This window comes from Echinicola shivajiensis, from assembly GCF_018642165.1.
Classification (GTDB): domain Bacteria; phylum Bacteroidota; class Bacteroidia; order Cytophagales; family Cyclobacteriaceae; genus Echinicola; species Echinicola shivajiensis.
Map to the genome: position 1 here is coordinate 342,681 of NZ_JAHHZM010000002.1, position 19,308 is coordinate 361,988.

Consider the following 19,308-nt stretch of genomic DNA (forward strand, 5'->3'; position numbering starts at 1 on the left):
GAAATCTGAAGCGTTTCATGAAAAATATTTTAACAAAAATGCCATCTAAGGAAATAAAAGATAAATATGAATTAGTCGTTGGGCTTGAGGTTCACGTTCAATTGCTTACCAAAAGCAAAATGTATGCGTCTGATTCAACAGAGTTTGGAAACCTTCCAAATACAAATATTTCAGTAATTACATTAGGTCATCCAGGTACCTTGCCAAAGGTAAACAAGCGTGCAGTTGAATTTGCTATGAAGTTGGGATTGGCCTGTAACAGTGAGATTACCAGAACCAATATTTTTGCCAGGAAAAACTACTTTTATCCGGATTTGCCAAAAGGCTATCAGTTGACACAGGATAAGAACCCTGTATGTGTGGGAGGTTTTGTGCCAGTTACTTTGGAGAAAAAGGGGGAGAAAAGGAATGTAGAGCTTACCAGGATCCATATGGAAGAGGATGCTGGTAAATCCATGCACCTTGCTGGTGAAGTAGATACTTTGGTAGATTATAACCGTGCTGGAGTTCCCCTTTTGGAAATTGTAACAGAACCATGTATAGAATCATCCGAAGAGGCTTACCAGTTTATGGCTGAAATCAGAAAATTGGTACGTTATTTGGAAATCTGTGACGGTAATATGGAAGAAGGCTCCATGCGTTGTGATGCCAATATCTCTACAAGACTGAAGGGTGCTAAAGAACTCGGAAAAAAAGTGGAGGTGAAGAATATGAACTCTTTCCGAAACGTAGCCAGAGCTATTGAACATGAGTTTGATCGCCAGATCGATATGCTGGAAAATAATGAGGAAATTATTTCCGAAACCAGAACATTTGATGCGACGACTGGTTTAACTTCCAGTATGCGTACCAAAGAAGATCTGAATGATTACAGGTATTTCCCTGAGCCTGATTTGAGTCCTGTGGTGATCTCCGAAGAATGGTTGGAAAGCATCAAAGTGGGAATGCCTTCTTTGCCTAGGGAATTGCACAAGCGATTTGTGGAAGAATTTGGGCTTCCAGAATATGATGCCAATGTTTTGACTGATTCCAAGGAAATCGCACTTTACTTTGAGGAATTGTGTACGGAAACAAATAACTATAAGGCAGCATCAAACTGGATGATGGGGCCGGTTAAGTCTTATCTGAACGAGCTTACCCTGCATATTTCAGATTTTCCTGTGAGTCCAAAACAATTGGCAAGTCTTATTGCGTTAATTGATGAAGGTAAGGTAAACTTTTCAGTGGCCTCCCAAAAAATCTACCCTGAAATGTTAAAGAATGCTTTGCAAACTCCATTGGAAATTGCACAGAAGTTGAATTTGATACAAGAGAGTGATGAAGGCTCATTGAAGCCAATTGTAGAAAGCGTTTTGGCCGAGAATGAGGCTAAGGTGGCTGAATATAGATCTGGTAAGAAAGGTCTTCTTGGAATGTTTATGGGACAAGTAATGAAAAAGTCTAAGGGCAAGGCAGATCCTAAGGTGGCCAATAAAATATTATCCGAACTATTAGATAACTAATTATATGAGGAAGTACAATTATTATATTGCTTTATTATTTATAGTATTAATCAGCTCATGTTCCAATGAGGTGAAAGAAACCGTCTTTGATGGTGAAGTAATAGTTAGTGGTCAGTTCGAAAATCACCCAGAAGGTGATTTGATATTGTCTAGATATACAGATAATAGCGTTGAAGTAGTAGATACCCTTGCCATTAAGGATAATGGTAAGTTTGAGTATAAATTGAGCTTGGATGGACCGCATTTCTACGAATTGGATATGTTTGGCGAGAAGCAAGTAAAGCTGGCTTTGTATAATGAAGATGTCAAAATTGATTATGACTTTAACAAAGAAGAAAGCTTTACTATTAGTGGATCATTTGATACCCAGCAAGTAGTTAAGGTAGATCAGCTTTCTGAGGAATATCAAGAGCAGATCAATCAATTAAATTCTGAATATTACGAAGCATTGTCTGCTAAGGATGAAGCAGCAATAAAAGCTATTCAGGAAAAAGCGATGAAATTGGAATCAGATCATGCCCAAAAAGTAAAAAGCACTATAGATAGCATGGAGGGGAGTTTTGCGGCCCTGGCAGCTGTTGGTATGTTGAATCCGAGAAATGATTTTCCTTATATTGATAGTTTGGTTAGCCAGCTGGATATGAAATATCCTGATACCAAAATGATTTTGGGCTTAAAGCGGGAGTTGGATGAGATGAGGGCATTATCTATCGGTCAGCCTGCACCAGAAATTTCTTTACCTAATCCTGAAGGAGAAATGGTTAATTTATCCGATTTTAAGGGTAAATATGTGTTGATCGATTTTTGGGCTGCTTGGTGCAAGCCATGTAGAGAAGAAAACCCAAATGTGGTAAGATTGTACAATGAGTACAATGATAAAGGATTTGAGGTGCTGGGAGTGTCATTGGATAGAAGTAAGGATGCTTGGGTAGACGCTATAAAGGCGGATAAGCTAAGTTGGACACATGTTTCCGACTTAAAATATTTTAATTCTGAGGCTGCGGCTACTTACAATATTAATGCGATTCCTGCGACTTATATGGTTGATCCTGAAGGGAAAATCATCGCTAAGGATCTTAGAGGCCCTAGTTTGGAAAATAAATTAAAGGAAATATTTGAATAATGGAATGCTTTTTGTTCAAGGTGCAAGAGCTTAAAAGAATAAAAATGTATATCCTTTAAATCGATGTTCTGGAAAAACCTAATGACTGAAATTTTGTTTAAAAGCCATTTTTTTAAGTCAGCAATGGTAAGTGAAAGGCGTTGATTTTCGATACATAACCTACTGCTATTATCGAGGATATTCATCTTACTTAAATTACCAACTTAAAATAATAATCTATTCTAACATGAAAAAAAGAAGTCTAAAATCACCTATTAGCAGGCTTATGACTTTGGCACTGTTTGGGCTATTGGCAATGGGCGCTTGTAAAAGTAAGAAAAAGGTAGTTGAGGCAGCTCCGGCTCCAGCTCCAGTTGAAGAGCCAGCGCCAGCACCAGCTCCAGCACAACCATCAGCAGAAGAAGTAGCAGTAGGTAAGCTTGAAAATTATTTTTCAGCTATTGCGAATGCAGGTAGTGTACAAAGTGCGAATAGCTCAATCCAAGAAGCTTTGAGTATGTTCTCTAATCAAAATACCCCTGTTTTGATTGTTATCCACGAAGAAAATGGAATCAAAGATTACGATGAGCCAACCACCATCGTGAAGTATTTGAATTATTTGAAGGATACTAAGAAGAATTTGAATTTCATCAGTGACGTGAGACTTGACGGTAGTGGCAGAATCACTGAACTAGAACTTCGTAGAAGATAATTAACATTTAGAAAAGAAACTAATCATGAAAAAGCATATTCAAGCACTTATTTTATTGTTCTTTGCGACTACGCTTTTTGCTGCTGCGCAATCAGATAATATTAGTCCTCAAAGGAAACAGGCCATTGACTCTTTGGCGCTAGAAAAGGTAAAAGACCTTAGTAAATATATCAGTATCATTGGTAGCAAAGAGACCCAGTTTTCTGAAGCTAACCGTGTAATGGACAGAGCCGAGGAATTGTTTGCTCCAGGAGCTGAAATGGGAGTTTCCTCTATCAATTCACAAGAAGTGGCTTACTATCCAGTAAGAAGATACTTCGAGAGATTGATGGCCCTTAACTATGATAATGTAAAAATCAGCTGGTATGATATTCATTATATCTCTGATTTGGAAAGACAGCCTGACGGCCGTTATGTAGGAGTGGTAACTATCTATCAAAGATTTGAAGGTACTTCTGCAGAGACTGGTCTGAACTATAAAGATACCACCAAGAAAGATATCACCATTTACGTAGAGAAGAAACAAACTCAGGTAGCTGGTAGAACTATCGAGTTTTGGGACGTGATGCTGGGTGATATTAGAGTGACTGAAACTTCCGCATGAAGAAATTAAGCGTATTAGTAATTATAATAATTACATCCATACAATTTGCTCCGGGGCAGGGTTTATACGGCCCCGGACAAGTTAAGGATGATGGCAGATTTGCTGCTTCAACCAAACAACTAAACCAATTCTTTCGTCGATTTAACGCTGAAGAAAGCCAGGATGGTCTGACAAGATACTATGCTGGTGATGAGGAATATCATGATAGGGAGCTGAGAACTAAATACATCAGTTTACTTTTTGATAACCAGACTTCCAATATTCCCGAGAATCTTAAACAAGAATTTAAAGATCAAGTCTTATCAGAGAGCTATCCGCAATACCTTAATTTCCACAGGGGAAATTGGTTTGCAGAAGTTTCCACCGTTTTCCAATACAAGGGAAAAAGGGAGGACATTACCTTATTTATGAAGTTGGAAGAAGAAGGGCTAGGTTATGAATGGGTAATCGATAAAGTAACCTTTGATTCTTTCAAACGCTTTTTTGATAAGGCTGATGGAAATAAGAAGCCTTTCTTACACCCCTTGAGTCATGAACTTGGCTTCATGAATCTTAGAAAAGCATTACAGGATAATAAAAAACCCGAATCCTATACGCCGGATGAATTTAAACCGGATTACCTGACCATATTTCTTTATGAAATCAAAAATGGTAATATAAAATTTGAAACCGTTAAAGGAGTGAAGTTTCATTTCTTTCAAATAGATAACTGGTATTTTGAGGTTGCGCAGTTTAACAGGCCTGGTTTCAATACCGGATGGCTGGTAAGCAATCTTAGCAAGTACAGTGATGAAAAAGAAAAAGAGGTTATCCTAAACTATATTTATGATCAGGAATAAGTATTTTATTTTCTTTTGGTGTTGTATCATTTTGGCTCCCGGAATGGGGATTGCCCAGGATATGGGTGGCTATTCCAAGCAGGAAATCAAAGATTTCAGCCAAAAAGTAGAAGATCAGGTTCAGTTTTTGGAATATTTCCTTAACACGGTGGGGAGTGATGAAACACCTGCCCGTGATAAGGATGTGATTATTACCGAAAGTTATAAGAAGATTTTTAGAGACAGTAAAGTCCAAGTGGAGGATGATTTGGTGCTTGACCGCCAGGTAATTACCAATAAGGACGTGACAGCCTATTTAAAGGATGTTGAATTTTTCTTTAAGGATGCCAGCTTTAAATTTAAAGTGAGGGAGGTTAAGCCATTTCTTAGAGATAATGGTGAATTGTCTTTTAGTGTATCCATGGACAGGACCCTTTCAGCAACAGGACTGGATGGGGAAGAAATTGAAAATACCAAACCTAGATTTGTAGAGGTGAACCTGGATAGGCAATCCAATGAATTGAAGATAGCCAGTATATATACTACAAAGCTTAGTAGGGATAAAGAATTGATGGAATGGTGGGGTACCTTATCCTTTGAGTGGGAGACCTTTTTTAGGGAAAGTATTGACCTTAGTATGGAGGACTCCATTACCGTTGATCATTTGAATCAAATCAGTGCCATCGACAGCCTGAATTTGTCCGGAAATACATATATACAGGATCTAAATCCATTGGAAGCGCTTAGAGATCTGAAGTATATTGATATTAGTAATACCATGATCAGCGAATTGGGACCGATAAGTAATGTCACCTTTTTGACCTATCTGGATGTTTCCAATACTCCAGCGCAGGATATACAGTTTATTAAGTATGCTGAGAATTTGCAGTATCTGGATATTTCCAATACGCTTATCCAGCAAATTGATGATCTGCAATATCTTAGTAACCTGAAGGTGCTAAAGGCTGTGAACACACCGCTTATGAGCTTTGCTGCCTTGAATTCATTTGAGGTTCTAGAAGAACTGAATTTGGGAAGAAGTGGCTTTAATAATATTGAAAGTATCAACCAGCTAAAACAACTTAAGAAACTGGGGATCCAAGATAATTACCTGATTAATTTTAACTTTTTAGCTGAGCTTGAAAGCTTAGAAGAAGTGGATTTGTCACAGACCAATATAAGAGATTTGGCGCCATTAGCAGGGCTTGAACATTTGGAAGTTATCAATATTAACCAAACAGATGTGAACAGCCTAGAGCCAATGAATGGTAAGAAAAATATTCAGAGAATCTATGCTGACAGAACAGGTATTTCAGAAGGTCAAGCAGATGATTTTGCCAGAGAAAATAGGAGAGTGCTATTAATCCATAATGTTGAAAACCTACAGACCTGGTGGTCAACATTGCCAGAAGGTTGGAAGGATGTTTTGGAGGATGAATTAATAGGATATAGAGGAGGAACACCTTCTGTCGAAGCTATTTCAAGAATCGTTGGAGTGGACTCATTGGATCTTTCAGGAAGTCAAATAGTCAATCTTCGCCCAATTCTTAAGTTCAAAAAATTGGTGTCACTGAAATTTAATGATACCAAGATTAGCGATATGAGCCCTTTGAGGGAATTAAAAACCTTGAAGCGTATTTCTGGAAACTCAAGTGTCATTACTAATGTAGAGGATCTGGGTAAATTGCCAGGTTTAGAATTTATCTCCCTTAATAATACTGGCCTCGCTACAATAGCTCCATTGATGAGTCTGTCTAAGCTAGACTACCTTGATGTAAACGGTACTGATGTGCCGTTATGGGAGGTACAGGACTTGCTTCAGGTGGTGCCGAATGCTAATATCATCTTTAGAACGGAGGAGTTGAAGGCATGGTGGAATGGCTTGGATGGTGTTTGGAAAGAGATTTTTACTGACGCAGCGAATTTGTCCGAGGCTCCAAATACCCGTGAGCTGCATAAATTAACTTCTATCCGCAAGCTTACTATTCAGAAGAAAGGTATCAATTCGTTAAGGCCTTTGGTTGATTTTATTAATCTACAGGATCTGGAGATCCATGATTCGCCACTATATGATATTAGCGATATTGTGACTTTTGAAAAATTAACGAAGCTACAGATTTCTCAATCGCCTATTTCTAATTTGGAACCTATAGGCCAAGTAAAGAGCTTGGAATATTTGAATCTCTCCAATACAGGAATTGAGGATTTGCGTCCTTTGGAAAATTTGAAAACCCTTAAGAGTTTGATTATTTCTGGAACAGGAGTAAAAAGGTTAAAAGGATTAGAAACACTTTATGAATTGGAAGAGTTGGATATTGCCAGTACCAATGTAAAGAGTATAAATCCTATTGAAGATTTAACCAATCTTAAGCGTTTGATTTGCTTCAATACCAGAATCAATAGTCGTCAAATAGATAGTTTCAGGGAGTCTAACCCTGAGTGTGATGTGAGGTATTATTAATAAGCGTTTCCCAAATTGTGTTGAGGCATTGAGATCTATAAATGAATTATTAGAGTTGTGTTTTGTTTTGGGTGAGACTTGAACAGAGTAGACTTAAATAATACTCAAAAATTATTATTAAGGCATAAAAAAAATCCGATATCTGAATGATATCGGATTTTTTTTATGAAAGGTAAAATACTGATTCTATTTCATTCCTAAGGTTTTTTGAGGAGCATCTTTGACACATCTAAAACCTACATTGGATGTTCCACTGTCATAGGCATGTCCCTGTCTTGCGCTGGGACGATAGTTGATACAATAATTATCTGAGCAAAGGAAGGAACCTCCTTTTATCACTCTTTCTTGCGCGTATGGATTGGTAGGATTATAGCATTGGTTCATATTGGAATCCAATAATGGAGCACTTCCTGATAATCTTTGAAACTTAATGGCATCAAACCAATCATCTGTCATTTCCCATACATTTCCGATAATATCATACAGTCCAAATTGGTTGGGAGGGAAGTTCTTTACAGGAGCCGTTCCCATAAAACCATCTTCTCCTTTATTTCCGTTAGGGAAATTTCCCTGGAAAGTGTTGGCCATAAATTTGCCTTTTGGTCTTAGTTCAGCGCCCCAGGCATATCTTGCGTCCCTAAGGCCACCTTTTGCTGCAAATTCCCATTCAGCCTCTGTAGGTAGTCTTTTACCAGCCCATTCTGCATAGGCTACAGCATCATCAAAGGATATATGAACAACTGGGTGGTTCCATCTTCCTTCTAGATCTGATCCTGGACCCTCAGGATGCTTCCAATTGGCACCATCTACCCATTGCCACCATTGTGAAATGTCACGCTTATCTACAGGGTGTTTTGGAGCTACGAACACCATCGATCCCGCTTGCAATAAGGATTCATCTGGCTTAGGAGTGTCTGGGGGAAGTTGTTTTTTCATTTCTTCCCAATCTGGTTTCTGCTCAGCTACTGTAATATAACCAGTTTCTTCGACAAACTTTTTGAATTGGGTATTGGTAACTTCCGTTTCATCCATCCAAAAACCATTTACCGATCTTTTTACTGCTGGTTTTTCGGCTGGATAAGCTTCGTCCTCATTCGTTCCCATGATAAATTCTCCTCCCGGGATCCAAACCATACCATCTTCTTTTTTTACAATTTCTTCAGATGTTTGGCTATTTGTGGTTTTGGATTCTACCTCCTCCGCCTTTTCTACACTCTTTTCAGAACAACTTATAGTAGCTCCTAGCATACTGCCAGCTAATAACATACTATAAATTGGAGTTTTTATTTCTTGCAATAATTGCATTCTTCTTTTGATTTATTGTTTAATCGGATTTGCCATAAGGTCTAATATATAGCAAATTATAGCTAAGTTCTATAAATGTAAAGGTAATCATTAAGAATTTTATAAGCGGTTCCTAATCATTTAAAAAGTATGATATTTGTTTCGTTTGGTTCCTTTTTGAGCTGATCCCTTTAAGTGTTTGATGCATGCATTAAATTCAATAATGTATTCCCCTATAATTTTTTGTGGTTAAAGTAGTAATAAATTATTGTTAAAAATTGGTCAGAGGTTATTGAATGCTTATTCTATTTTTTATAATTACCTAGCTATATCTAAAATTGGTTTTATGAAAAATCGAATAAAAATAGGAATTTCCTTAGTTGCATCTGTTATTATGTTAATCGTTAGCCTATTTGGTATTGGAAAAGGCTTTTATTATAATCAGCTATGGAAGGTAATTGGAGCTACTTTATCCTCTGTAGTATTTTTGGTGTTCGCTATAATTTATATTAAAAATCTCAGGAAAATATCGATCGGTAAATAGCTCGTCTTTACCATCAATATTTAGTAAAATTTCACCTTTTGACATTTTTCTCGTAAAGGACTATCCAATCTTTTACACTCACTTTTTTTACAAGTTCCGCAATTAAAGAATAGGGTATATGCTCAGGCTTTTTAAACCTTATACAACTTTTTCCCATGTCTAGTTTATAGTTACTGTGTTTAGGGAATTCATTGACAAACCAATCCAATATTGCTTTATCAGCATAAATTCCACTATGGTAAAGGGCAATAAAGTGTTTTTGAGAAGCTATGCTCAGAAAGGGTAGGGGGAGCTTGGGATCGCAGTGATAACCTGCAGGGTATAGCTCATGGGGAACTACATAACCTATCATCCCATAACTCATGGTTTCCTCAAAACCTTTTGGGAGGTTGTTGATAATGGTATCCCTTAATTTTGAAAAAGCGGGTTTCCTATCTTCAGGTATTTTCTCTAAATATTCCTCTGGGCTTTGGACTTCTATTTTCATCTTGGCCTTTATTTTATCTTAATATAAGATGTAATAGCCTTGATTGAAATAGAAAAAGCGATCATTATATGATCGCTTTAGTATTTTTATGCTTTTGTTGCAATTAAGCCTCACCCACTTGATCGTGCAGTTTTCCCAATTCCTGATCAATGGTCCAAAGGCCGACTCCTTCTTCACCAATGATGTCAAATAGTTCGAGGGCTCTTCTTGCCAAAGATTCTTCTTCTCTTTGTTCAGTGACATACCACTGCATAAAGCTGAAAGAAGCGAAGTCTTTAACACCAAAGCAATGGTCCACGATAATATTGATAGATTTAGTTACTTGGATTTCATGCTCCAGAATAAGTTGAAATACTTCCTTTAAGGAATTAAAATGATGCTTGATACCAGTGATTTCTGGTTGAATGGCATGGCCACCAGCTTCATTGATATAATGTAAAAGTTTAAGCATATGTTGTCTTTCTTCTTCTGCATGGGCATATAGAAGTTTGGCCGCATTGTCATAACCCATCATATCGCACCATGAAGCCATGGAAAGATAAGAGGCTGAAGACTTTGCTTCCATCTCTATCTGCTTGTTCAACATTTTTTCTGTATCGTGAAGTAAAGAACGCTGAAGGGTAACAATTTCTTTTTCCTTAGTTTTCATAATCCATGGGTTTTATTTTGTATAACAAACATAACCAAATTTTGAAACAATAGTTCAGCATTTAGTCGTAAAATCTGAATTTAGAATTGGTATAAGTAAAAATATAAAGAATAAAATTTGGTTTATGTTAATTTGAATTAAATATAAATAAACTATAAGCACAGGTAATACAGACTGATTTTTCGATCAATTGATTCCTGTCCAATTAGCCCTTTCCACTGCTACATTTTACGATAAAAATGGGTTTCTGTTTAGGTCTTTGCATGGATAGTTGCGATTGATGTAATTTTAATTATCTGATCATTTTATTGTTGGTCAAGCTATGATGTACTAAGTTACTTTTCTGATTAGGGTGTCTAAGCAGTATATTGAGTAGAAGGATGGAAATCTGTGTTTCAGCTGATTTAATTCAATAATTTTGTTTAAAATTGCCCTATGAAAATAGTAGCAATGATTCCAGCCAGGTACGGAGCAACCCGTTTTCCAGGTAAGCTTACTTCTGATTTATGTGGCAAGGCTGTGATAGCCAGAACATACTTGAGTACGGTGGCTACCGGACTTTTTGATAAAGTTATAGTGGTTACTGATCATGAGAAAATCGCAGAACAGATCAGGGCTGAAGGAGGGGAGGTTTTTGTAAGCCAAAAGGAACATGAAAGTGGTTCTGATAGAATAGCTGAGGCTATGGTGAATGTGGATGCAGATGTGGTGGTGAATGTTCAAGGGGATGAACCATTTCAGGATAAGGAATCACTATCAGATTTGGTAAAGGTATTTGAAGATCCAAATGTCAAGGTAGCCTCTATGATGCGGAAAATTGAGGATGAAGTAGAGGTTATTAATCCTAATGCTGTAAAAGTGGTGGTAGATAAGGCCAATTTTGCGCTTTACTTTAGTCGTTCACCGGTTCCTTATGTAAGAGATAAGTTTTCTCCTGTTTATTATAGACATATTGGTGTTTATGCTTATACCAAAGAAATTTTATTGGAGTATACCCAATGGGAAAAATCTATGCTCGAAAAAGCGGAAATGCTAGAGCAGCTACGCTTATTGGAAAATGGAATAAAGATAAAAATGGTGGAAACTGAACATGAAGCCGTTGCCATAGATACCAAATTAGATTTGGACAGGGCTATAGCTTTTTACCAAAGAACGCATTCCTGATTAGGCTACTGCCTTAAGTCCGACGATTGAGCCTATCAGTAACATCAAAAATAAGATCCTTGGCCAGCTGGTAGGCTCATGAAAGAAGAGTATGCCTATAATTAAGGTTCCTGCTGCACCAATCCCGGTCCAGACCGCATAGGCAGTTCCCATTGGGATGCTTTTTATGGCATTATTGAGCAAGAGAAAGCTAAGTCCAATGCAGATAAAGAAGATAATGGACCATTTAAGGTTGGTAAAGTTGTTGGATAGTTTTAATGAAGTGGTGAACCCCACTTCAAAAATACCTGCGAGTATCAATAATAGCCAAGCCATACTTTTTTATATGTTTTTGCAAAAGTAGGTTTAAAGTTCTGTTGAACTTTTTACATAGGTTAAAAAATGACTTAATATTGGCCTCTGATTCTGCTCAGAGAGACCTGACTAATTCCTAGGAAGGAGGCAATATTGCCCAGTGAAATACGGTTTAAGATTTCTGGATGTCTATTGATCAGGTCCTGATACCTAGCTGTAGCAGACTTGGTTTGAAAATCTATCAAGCGTTTTTCTGTCTTTACCAATTCAAGTTCCGTTAATTTTCTTGACCAGTTGGCAATCTCCAAATTGCTCCTATTAAGGTTCTCAAGTTCATTATTGGAGATTCTCCAAAGCCTGCATCTCTCTAGTGTACTTATGTTTTCGTATCCGGGCTGATTGGAAATTTTACTGTTATAAGAGAATAAAAAGTCACCTTCAAAACCAAACCAAAAATTGATGTTTTTTCCATCATGATTAAGGTGTGCCTTTGCACAGCCCTCTAGAATTAGGTAACTGAATGTTTCTATTCTTCCTTCATGTATAATTGTTTCATTTTTGTTGACAACTTTTATCTCTCCCAAAGAGAGCAATTGTTGGGCGGATTTTTGGGAAAGCTGGTGTTCTGCAAGGAAGGTTTTTTCAATTTCCATTACTGAAAATTCTTTAGGCTTAAAGTGTGTACTGCAGCTAATCCAGCGGTCTCAGTCCTTAACCTACTATGTCCAAGACTACAGGCTTTAAATCCATTATCAAATGCCAATTTGATTTCTTCTTCCGAAAAATCTCCTTCAGGACCTATCAGCACCAGGTATGACTTCTTTTTTTCGGCTAGATCAAACAAGAGATTTTGGTTGTTTTCATCCACATAGGCGATGAATTTTTGTGTATCGCTTTCTTGTGTGGATTGAATAAGGTCTGAAAAAGTCCTTAATGGATTGATGATAGGAACCCTTGTTTTTAGACTTTGCTTACATGCTGAAATCATCTTTTTCTCTAGCCTTTCAGTTTTAAGAAAACTTCTCTCAGAATGGTCTGTCTTCAGTAAGCTGAGCTCATGAAAACCTATTTCAGTTATTTTTTCCAACATCCACTCGATTCGGTCGGTGTTTTTGGTAGGGGCAATGGCCAAATGGATATGAAAAGGATCAGCAGGGGTTGACTCCTTTTCTATAATACTTAGAATGGTTTTCTTTTGATTGATTTCTGTGATTTTACAGGTGTATAAATTGCCCAAGCCATCTGTAAGGTGTACTTCATCACCGACAGATTTTCTCAATACCTTGGCAAGGTGCTTTGACTCTTCGGGAGATAAAATGATGGTACTATCTTGAATGTCTTTGTGGAAAAATAACTGCATGTTAAAGCTCTTTGTATGCAAAAATAAAAACTTGAATGGATTTTATAAATGGCCAAGAATCAAAAAAGCACAAATCATACGATCTGTGCTTTTTTAAACCTTAATTAACCTTTATATAATTACTTAACCTTTTGAAAGTTCCATATTTACAGGTTTTCCTTTGATGGTATTGCTCTTCATTACGTTGATTACGTGAGCAGCATCTTTAGAAGGAACATCTACGAATGAGAAGCTATCAAAGATGTCGATTCCACCAATCTGTCTTCCTGGAATTCCTGTTTCACCAGCAATGGCACCAACGATATCATTTGGTCTAATTCTGTCTTTTTTACCTAGGTTTAGGAAAAGTCTTGACATATTGGCTTCTCTTTTTCCTTTTTCACGAGTACCGCCTCTTCTAGCACCTCTTTCAGAACGCTCGAAACGATCTCTTCCGCCTTTTCTTCCGCCTTTATCAAAACGATCTTTTCCTCTTCCTCTTTCGCCTCTGTCTCTATCTCTACTTAGGTTAAGGTCGAAGTTCATATCAGAAAGCTCTTCAATTGACTTACCGAATTTCAATTTCACCAATGCAAGTGCAATTTCATCCATAGTAAGCCCTTCAGCCAATAACTGACCTAAAGTAGCTTCAAAGATTTGGTTATCCTCTTCGTTAGAAATTGCTTCAGACACCTCTTTTACCAATTGATCCTTTTTCTGATCGATCATTTCAGATACAGAAGGAGGAGTCATTTTGGTCAGGCTTGTTTTGATGTATCTTTCAAGATCTCTTAATCTGAAAATGTCTTTTCTTCCTGTGATGAAAGAAATGGCCATTCCAGAACGACCTGCTCTACCAGTTCTACCGATTCTGTGTACGTAATATTCTTCGTCCAATGGAAGGTCATAGTTGAAAACAACTTCTACATTGTCAACGTCAATACCTCTGGCAGCAACATCTGTAGCTACAAGCACTGAGCAATGTCCTTTACGGAACTTGTTCATTACTTTGTCCCTTTGAGCTTGGGAAAGGTCACCGTGAAGTGCTTCAGCCATAATGCCATTAGCAATTAAGCCTTCAGTTACTTCGTCAGTCACTCTTTTGGTGTTACAGAATACTACACCTAAGTTGAATTGGTGGATATTGATCAATCTAGTGATCAATTCCATTTTAAGGTTAGGTTTAACCTCGTAGTATACCTGAGAAATATTTTCTACAGTAAGTTCCTTTTTAAGGATCTTAACGATTTCAGGATTGGTTTGGAATTTTTTGGTCAAGTCCATAATTGGCTTGGCCATAGTCGCTGAGAAGAAGATGGTCTGACGATCTTCAGGCATTTGACTCAATACCATTTCGATATCTTCTCTAAAGCCCATGTCAAGCATCTCATCCGCCTCATCCAAAACAATGGTTTTTACTGTTTCCAGCTTGATATTACCACGTTTCATATGATCCATTACCCTGCCAGGGGTACCTACGATGATTTGAACACCTTTTCTCAAGGTTCTGATCTGACGATCAATGGATTCTCCACCATAAATGGCAGTGCTATAAATTCCTTTTTTGTGTTTGGCAAGCTTGCTGATTTCTCCTTCTACCTGAACAGCTAGTTCCCTAGTCGGGCAAAGGATCAATGCTTGAGGCTTGTTGCTTGATGCGTCAATCATGTCTACGATAGGAATACCAAAAGAGGCAGTCTTACCGGTTCCTGTCTGTGCTTGGCCGATTACATCACGACCTTCTAGCATAAGAGGAATTGATTGAGCTTGAATTTCGGAAGGTTGGGTATAGCCCATATCTTCCACTGCCTGAAGAATTTCTGCTGAAATTCCCAGGTTCGAAAATAATAATTCGTTTTCCATGAAATTTACCTTACTCCTGTGCCCTGATTTCCTTTAATACATCCCAAAAGCGACCGAGTAAGGAAACTCACGACTCAGAAAAGTTCTGATTAATTGAGCTGCAAAAGTAGGAGGAATATTTCGATAAAGCAAATATTTTATGAATATTTGTAAAATAAATATAAAAATAATCCCCTTTTACTAAAGATTTATTTGGTGGGGATAGCTGTTTGTTGAATGAAATTTATCTAAAATTTTATCTTACCCTTTTAAGTGTGCTGGGCCTTTTTGATTCCATTTTGAGATATAACATTAGAATAATATTGTTTCAAGGAAAATTGGCAAAATATTTTTTATCCTTGAAAAGTAATGTGTGGCAGATTTAACCAATAAATTTAAAAGGATCTTAAATAAAAAAGCGGAATACTTTCGGATCCCGCTTTACTAAATATTATCTAATATTAATCATCTATCATTCATAGATACATAAGGTCTTTCATTAGCACCAGTGTAAACCTGTCTTGGTCTACCGATAGGCTCACCGTTTTCTCTCATTTCTTTCCATTGTGCTATCCAACCTGGAAGTCTACCCAGTGCAAACATTACTGTAAACATATCAGTAGGGATGCCCAAGGCTCTATAGATAATTCCAGAATAGAAATCTACGTTAGGATAAAGTTTTCTATCCACAAAGTATTGATCTTTAAGTGCAGCAGCTTCCAATTCCTTGGCAATTTCTAATACGGGATCATTAACGCCTAGTTTAGACAATACATCATCAGCAGCTTTTTTGATGATTTTTGCTCTAGGATCGAAGTTCTTATAAACTCTATGTCCAAAGCCCATCAATCTGAATGGATCATTCTTGTCTTTAGCTTTTTCCAAGTATTTCTTAGAGTCACCACCATCAGCCTTGATCGCCTCAAGCATTTCAATTACTGATTGGTTAGCACCACCGTGTAACGGTCCCCAAAGAGCGTTGATACCTGCTGAGATAGAAGCGTAAATACTTGCTTGAGAAGATCCAACAATTCTTACAGTTGAAGTAGAGCAGTTTTGTTCGTGATCAGCATGTAGGATAAGTAGCTTGTCCAATGCATTGGCAATAACCGGATCAATTTCGAATTTCTCTGAAGGAAGGGAGAACATCATTTTCATGAAGTTAGCACAATAATCCAGGCTATTGTCTGGATAGTTTACTGGGTGTCCCATTTTGTTCTTGTAAGACCATGCTGCGAAGGTTGGCATTTTCGCCATCAAACGGATGATGCTTAAGTTGATTTCTTCTTTGGTTCTATTAGGATCCAAGGAAGTTGGGTAGAATGCAGTCAATGAACAAATCAAAGAAGACAAAACACCCATTGGGTGAGCTACAGATGGGAAGCCATCCAACATCTTCTTTATATCTTCATGAACTAAGGTATGCGTGGTGATTTCTTTAGCGAATTGATCGTATTCTGTCTGTGTCGGTAGCTCGCCGTAAATTAAAAGGTAAGAAACTTCTAAAAAGTTGGAATTTTCGGCCAGATCTTCAATATTGTAACCTCTGTATCTTAAGATACCTTTTTCGCCATCCAAGAAAGTAATGGCACTTTTGGTAGATCCAGTGTTTTTGAATCCAGGATCAAGGGTGATCAATCCTGACTGGCCCCTTAACTTAGCAATCTCAATTGCCTTTTCATTTTCAGTACCTTCTGTAACTGGTAATTCATACTCTTTACCGTCGAAGGATAACTTAGCTATTTCAGACATAAATTTTACGTTTATCTATTTATGGTTTTGTTCTTATGACAAATCGCTTTTGGCGGCCTTAAGTTAATAAAAACAAGGCTTATTATCATAATGAACGGTGTTATTTACATTATTTATAATTAAGTATAATTACTTAATTATTTACTACGTGTTTATGTTGCGCAGATTTTGCGCAATTTAAAATTAAACTCCTGAATAAAATCAAATGATTCAGTTGAAAAAAAAACAAATAGTAAAATAAAATCCCATTGTTTGGGATTTGAAATTAAAGGAAATAAAAATAGTCCGCTTCAACGGACTATTTTATGTTATTTGCAAAAGTGCTCAAATACTTCGACTAGGTGTTCGCCAATGATTTGGGCATTTCTACCTTCAATATGGTGTCTTTCGATAAAATGTACCAATTCACCATCCTTAAATAAAGCCATTGCTGGAGAAGATGGAGGATAGGGTAAACACATTTCTCTCACTTTATTAACCGCTTCAGTGTCATTTCCGGCAAATACAGTGGCCAGGTTGCTTGGTTTAGCGGCAGATTTATCCAAGGCATATACAACACCAGGTCTGGCTGCACCTGCAGCACATCCACACACGGAATTAACAACAATGAATGTTGTGCCTTTGTGGTCCTTAAGATGATTTTCTACGTCTTCAGCAGTTTTGAATTCTTGAAAACCTACTTCAGTTAACTCAGCACGCATAGGTGCTACTAATTCTTCTGGGTACATATATTAAGTATTTAAATTATTCTTATAAAAAGCCAAGCTCCAATTTGGCAGCTTCGGACATCATGTCCTGGGAGTAGGGGGGATCAAAGGTCAATTCGACCTCAACATCATTGATGCCTTGTATTTGCTGGATCCTGTCTTTCACTTCTGAAGGAATAGCTTCTGCAGAAGGACAATTAGGCGATGTTAGGGTCATCAATACGTACACATTGTTTACAGGATACACGCTGATTTCATAAATCAATCCCAACTCGTATACATCTACTGGTATTTCTGGGTCGTATACCAATTTAATGGCCTGTACTACCTTGTCCCTGAGATCAGGAACATTTACCTTTTCTTGATCCGTTTTAGTTTCTTCAGCCATATAGCTAAACGTTTAATTTTGATTGATATGCCAATGCATATAGTTTCATCTGTTTGATCATGGCCGCCAAGCCATTGGATCTTTGGGATCCAAGAATATTGCCCATGCCTATTTTCTCAATAAAATACAGATCAGCATTGACGATTTCTTTTGGGCTTCTATCGGAAAGTACTCTTATCAAAAGACTGATAAGCCCCTTAGTAATATCAGTATTGGAGTCAGCCTTGAAAATGACTTTTCCATCTTTTTCCTCTGTAGTAAGCCATACTTTTGATTGACAGCCTTTGATGAGGTTTTCATCTAATCGAGCCTCTTCTGGGTAATCAGTCAATTTATTTCCCAGCTCCATAATATAAAATATGGTGGATTCTCTGTCTCCCTCAAGTATAGTGAATTCGTCTATTATTTCTTCCTGAACGTGCTTTATATCAGTCATTTATTCTTTAATTTGGCGATCTTGCTTACGCTTTCTACCAGCCTATCTACCTCTTCTTTGGTGTTATAAACAGAAAATGAAGCCCTAACAGTTCCCTCAAGATTAAATCGATTCATCAATGGCTGCGTACAGTGATGCCCTGTCCTTACTGCAATGCCTGAAGCATCGAGCATCATTCCAACATCGAAAGGATGCATGCCATTAATCAGAAAGGATAAAACGCTCACTTTTTTATCTGCTGTACCTATTGGGATGAATCCCTTTATACTTGAAAGCCTTTCAGCTGCATAGGAGAGCAAAATTTCCTCATGTGCTCTAATATTAGCTTTACCAAGTTCGTTGACAAACTCAATAGCTTTTTGGAACGCTATCACGTCTGCAATATTAGGGGTTCCTGCTTCAAATTTAAAAGGAATTTCATTATAGGTGGTTTTTTCAAAAGTAACCTCCTTGATCATTTCTCCACCACCTTGGTAAGGAGGCATTGCTTCGAGAACTTCCCTTTTACCATAAAGCACTCCCAAGCCTGTCGGACCGTAAATCTTATGGGCAGACATAACAAAGAAATCACAATCCAAGGTCTGTACATCTATGTCAAGATGGGCCGATGATTGTGCTCCATCTATCAATACCCTAGCTCCAAACTGATGGGCTTTGGTAATGATTTCCTCGATAGGGTTGATAGTTCCTAGTGCATTGGAAGCGTGAACCACCGAAACCAGTTTGGTCCTTTCAGTGAGCAGCTTGTCAAATTCATCCATTAGGATTTCGCCCTTGTCATTGATAGGGATAACTTTTAAAATAGCTCCTTTTTCCTCACAGAGCATCTGCCAGGGCACTATATTGGAGTGATGTTCTAAGTTGGAAATGATGATTTCATCTCCCTCTTTTATGAATTTTCTACCAAATGTTGATGCCACTAGGTTAATCCCTTCAGTGGTACCTTTGGTGAAAATGATTTCTTCTTCTTCCTTAGCATTAAGGAATTCGCGTACCGCAGCACGGGTTTTTTCATAGGTCCTGGTGGCCCTGTCCGCTAAAGTATGCGCTCCTCTATGGATATTGGAGTTGTCATGGGTATAATAAGAAGACAATGCCTCCAGTACCACCTTTGGTTTTTGGGTGGTGGCGGCATTGTCTAAATAGATTAGAGGCTTTCCGTTGACCTCTTGGTCAAGGACCGGAAATTGCCCCCGGATATTTTGGATGTCCAAAGTCATGAA

19 protein-coding genes are annotated in these 19,308 nt (G+C 37.7%); 7 read left to right on the plus strand and 12 right to left on the minus strand.

The genetic code is table 11. The features are described 5' to 3' along the window. Positions 1-38: 38 nt before the first annotated feature. The 6 genes from gatB (at position 39) to KMW37_RS05950 (ending at position 7,199) form a co-directional block, all read left to right on the plus strand. Complete coding sequence (gatB, locus tag KMW37_RS05925; RefSeq protein ID WP_215223886.1) at positions 39-1,502, plus strand: Asp-tRNA(Asn)/Glu-tRNA(Gln) amidotransferase subunit GatB; 1,464 nt, start codon at positions 39-41, stop codon at positions 1,500-1,502. A 4-nt stretch (positions 1,503-1,506) separates the two neighbouring features. Beyond that, the gene (locus KMW37_RS05930; protein WP_215223689.1) at positions 1,507-2,625 is read left to right on the plus strand and encodes a TlpA disulfide reductase family protein; all 1,119 of its coding nucleotides are present in this window, start codon (positions 1,507-1,509) and stop codon (positions 2,623-2,625) included. A gap of 226 nt (positions 2,626-2,851) precedes the next feature. Further along, the gene (locus KMW37_RS05935) at positions 2,852-3,316 is read left to right on the plus strand and encodes a nucleoid-structuring protein H-NS (protein WP_215223690.1); all 465 of its coding nucleotides are present in this window, start codon (positions 2,852-2,854) and stop codon (positions 3,314-3,316) included. Positions 3,317-3,341: 25 nt separating this feature from the next. Next, positions 3,342-3,920 (plus strand): hypothetical protein, encoded by a 579-nt coding sequence (locus KMW37_RS05940; RefSeq protein ID WP_215223691.1) that lies wholly within the window; start codon positions 3,342-3,344, stop codon positions 3,918-3,920. Next, the gene (locus tag KMW37_RS05945; RefSeq protein WP_215223692.1) at positions 3,917-4,759 is read left to right on the plus strand and encodes a hypothetical protein; all 843 of its coding nucleotides are present in this window, start codon (positions 3,917-3,919) and stop codon (positions 4,757-4,759) included. Before KMW37_RS05940 ends, KMW37_RS05945 begins: the two co-directional genes overlap by 4 nt. After that, positions 4,746-7,199, plus strand: coding sequence for a leucine-rich repeat domain-containing protein (locus tag KMW37_RS05950; protein WP_215223693.1), 2,454 nt, complete (start codon positions 4,746-4,748; stop codon positions 7,197-7,199). The genes KMW37_RS05945 and KMW37_RS05950 overlap by 14 nt, the downstream gene beginning before the upstream one ends. A 186-nt stretch (positions 7,200-7,385) precedes the next feature. On the opposite strand, the gene KMW37_RS05955 is transcribed toward KMW37_RS05950, so the two are convergent. The 3 genes from KMW37_RS05955 to KMW37_RS05965 all read right to left on the minus strand — a co-directional run bounded on the left by KMW37_RS05955 (position 7,386) and on the right by KMW37_RS05965 (position 10,163). Then, positions 7,386-8,504, minus strand: a complete 1,119-nt coding sequence (locus KMW37_RS05955) for a formylglycine-generating enzyme family protein (RefSeq protein ID WP_246581357.1) — start codon at positions 8,502-8,504, stop codon at positions 7,386-7,388. A 554-nt stretch (positions 8,505-9,058) separates the two neighbouring features. Then, positions 9,059-9,514 (minus strand): DUF1801 domain-containing protein, encoded by a 456-nt coding sequence (locus KMW37_RS05960; RefSeq protein ID WP_215223694.1) that lies wholly within the window; start codon positions 9,512-9,514, stop codon positions 9,059-9,061. 103 nt (positions 9,515-9,617) lie between these two features. Next, positions 9,618-10,163: a ferritin gene (locus tag KMW37_RS05965; protein WP_215223695.1), complete on the minus strand. Its 546-nt coding sequence runs from the start codon at positions 10,161-10,163 to the stop codon at positions 9,618-9,620. Positions 10,164-10,598: 435 nt separating this feature from the next. Between KMW37_RS05965 and kdsB the strand changes: the two genes are divergently transcribed. Then, the gene (kdsB, locus tag KMW37_RS05970; protein ID WP_215223696.1) at positions 10,599-11,327 is read left to right on the plus strand and encodes a 3-deoxy-manno-octulosonate cytidylyltransferase; all 729 of its coding nucleotides are present in this window, start codon (positions 10,599-10,601) and stop codon (positions 11,325-11,327) included. On the opposite strand, the gene KMW37_RS05975 is transcribed toward kdsB, so the two are convergent. The 9 genes from KMW37_RS05975 to KMW37_RS06015 form a co-directional block, all read right to left on the minus strand. Further along, positions 11,328-11,642 (minus strand): DMT family transporter, encoded by a 315-nt coding sequence (locus tag KMW37_RS05975; protein ID WP_215223697.1) that lies wholly within the window; start codon positions 11,640-11,642, stop codon positions 11,328-11,330. Positions 11,643-11,713: 71 nt separating this feature from the next. Next, positions 11,714-12,274 (minus strand): Crp/Fnr family transcriptional regulator, encoded by a 561-nt coding sequence (locus KMW37_RS05980; protein ID WP_215223698.1) that lies wholly within the window; start codon positions 12,272-12,274, stop codon positions 11,714-11,716. After that, entirely contained in the window at positions 12,274-12,981 is a 708-nt protein-coding gene (locus tag KMW37_RS05985) for a 16S rRNA (uracil(1498)-N(3))-methyltransferase (protein WP_215223699.1), read from the minus strand. Before KMW37_RS05985 ends, KMW37_RS05980 begins: the two co-directional genes overlap by 1 nt. Before the next feature lie 123 nt (positions 12,982-13,104). Continuing rightward, entirely contained in the window at positions 13,105-14,823 is a 1,719-nt protein-coding gene (locus KMW37_RS05990; protein ID WP_215223700.1) for a DEAD/DEAH box helicase, read from the minus strand. 444 nt (positions 14,824-15,267) lie between these two features. Next, on the minus strand, positions 15,268-16,554 hold the full coding sequence (locus KMW37_RS05995; protein WP_215223701.1) for a citrate synthase: 1,287 nt from the start codon (positions 16,552-16,554) through the stop codon (positions 15,268-15,270). 308 nt (positions 16,555-16,862) lie between these two features. Beyond that, positions 16,863-17,282, minus strand: coding sequence for a BrxA/BrxB family bacilliredoxin (locus tag KMW37_RS06000; protein WP_186756704.1), 420 nt, complete (start codon positions 17,280-17,282; stop codon positions 16,863-16,865). 22 nt (positions 17,283-17,304) lie between these two features. Beyond that, positions 17,305-17,649: a DUF59 domain-containing protein gene (locus KMW37_RS06005; protein WP_215223702.1), complete on the minus strand. Its 345-nt coding sequence runs from the start codon at positions 17,647-17,649 to the stop codon at positions 17,305-17,307. Positions 17,650-17,653: 4 nt separating this feature from the next. After that, a complete protein-coding gene (locus KMW37_RS06010) occupies positions 17,654-18,085 on the minus strand; it encodes a SufE family protein (protein ID WP_215223703.1) in 432 nt (143 codons plus the stop codon). Next, the gene (locus KMW37_RS06015) at positions 18,082-19,305 is read right to left on the minus strand and encodes a cysteine desulfurase (protein ID WP_317195554.1); all 1,224 of its coding nucleotides are present in this window, start codon (positions 19,303-19,305) and stop codon (positions 18,082-18,084) included. The genes KMW37_RS06010 and KMW37_RS06015 overlap by 4 nt, the downstream gene beginning before the upstream one ends. Positions 19,306-19,308: the final 3 nt, after the last annotated feature.

Excerpts from the sequence above, each read along its gene's own strand:
- gatB (WP_215223886.1), top strand. The coding sequence starts at position 39 with ATGCCATCTAAGGAAATAAAAGATAAATATGAATTAGTCGTTGGGCTT.
- KMW37_RS05930 (WP_215223689.1), top strand. The coding sequence starts at position 1,507 with ATGAGGAAGTACAATTATTATATTGCTTTATTATTTATAGTATTAATC.
- KMW37_RS05935 (WP_215223690.1), top strand. The coding sequence starts at position 2,852 with ATGAAAAAAAGAAGTCTAAAATCACCTATTAGCAGGCTTATGACTTTG.
- KMW37_RS05940 (WP_215223691.1), top strand. The coding sequence starts at position 3,342 with ATGAAAAAGCATATTCAAGCACTTATTTTATTGTTCTTTGCGACTACG.
- KMW37_RS05945 (WP_215223692.1), top strand. The coding sequence starts at position 3,917 with ATGAAGAAATTAAGCGTATTAGTAATTATAATAATTACATCCATACAA.
- KMW37_RS05950 (WP_215223693.1), top strand. The coding sequence starts at position 4,746 with ATGATCAGGAATAAGTATTTTATTTTCTTTTGGTGTTGTATCATTTTG.
- KMW37_RS05955 (WP_246581357.1), bottom strand. The coding sequence starts at position 8,504 with ATGCAATTATTGCAAGAAATAAAAACTCCAATTTATAGTATGTTATTA.
- KMW37_RS05960 (WP_215223694.1), bottom strand. The coding sequence starts at position 9,514 with ATGAAAATAGAAGTCCAAAGCCCAGAGGAATATTTAGAGAAAATACCT.
- KMW37_RS05965 (WP_215223695.1), bottom strand. The coding sequence starts at position 10,163 with ATGAAAACTAAGGAAAAAGAAATTGTTACCCTTCAGCGTTCTTTACTT.
- kdsB (WP_215223696.1), top strand. The coding sequence starts at position 10,599 with ATGAAAATAGTAGCAATGATTCCAGCCAGGTACGGAGCAACCCGTTTT.
- KMW37_RS05975 (WP_215223697.1), bottom strand. The coding sequence starts at position 11,642 with ATGGCTTGGCTATTATTGATACTCGCAGGTATTTTTGAAGTGGGGTTC.
- KMW37_RS05980 (WP_215223698.1), bottom strand. The coding sequence starts at position 12,274 with ATGGAAATTGAAAAAACCTTCCTTGCAGAACACCAGCTTTCCCAAAAA.
- KMW37_RS05985 (WP_215223699.1), bottom strand. The coding sequence starts at position 12,981 with ATGCAGTTATTTTTCCACAAAGACATTCAAGATAGTACCATCATTTTA.
- KMW37_RS05990 (WP_215223700.1), bottom strand. The coding sequence starts at position 14,823 with ATGGAAAACGAATTATTATTTTCGAACCTGGGAATTTCAGCAGAAATT.
- KMW37_RS05995 (WP_215223701.1), bottom strand. The coding sequence starts at position 16,554 with ATGTCTGAAATAGCTAAGTTATCCTTCGACGGTAAAGAGTATGAATTA.
- KMW37_RS06000 (WP_186756704.1), bottom strand. The coding sequence starts at position 17,282 with ATGTACCCAGAAGAATTAGTAGCACCTATGCGTGCTGAGTTAACTGAA.
- KMW37_RS06005 (WP_215223702.1), bottom strand. The coding sequence starts at position 17,649 with ATGGCTGAAGAAACTAAAACGGATCAAGAAAAGGTAAATGTTCCTGAT.
- KMW37_RS06010 (WP_215223703.1), bottom strand. The coding sequence starts at position 18,085 with ATGACTGATATAAAGCACGTTCAGGAAGAAATAATAGACGAATTCACT.
- KMW37_RS06015 (WP_317195554.1), bottom strand. The coding sequence starts at position 19,305 with ATGACTTTGGACATCCAAAATATCCGGGGGCAATTTCCGGTCCTTGAC.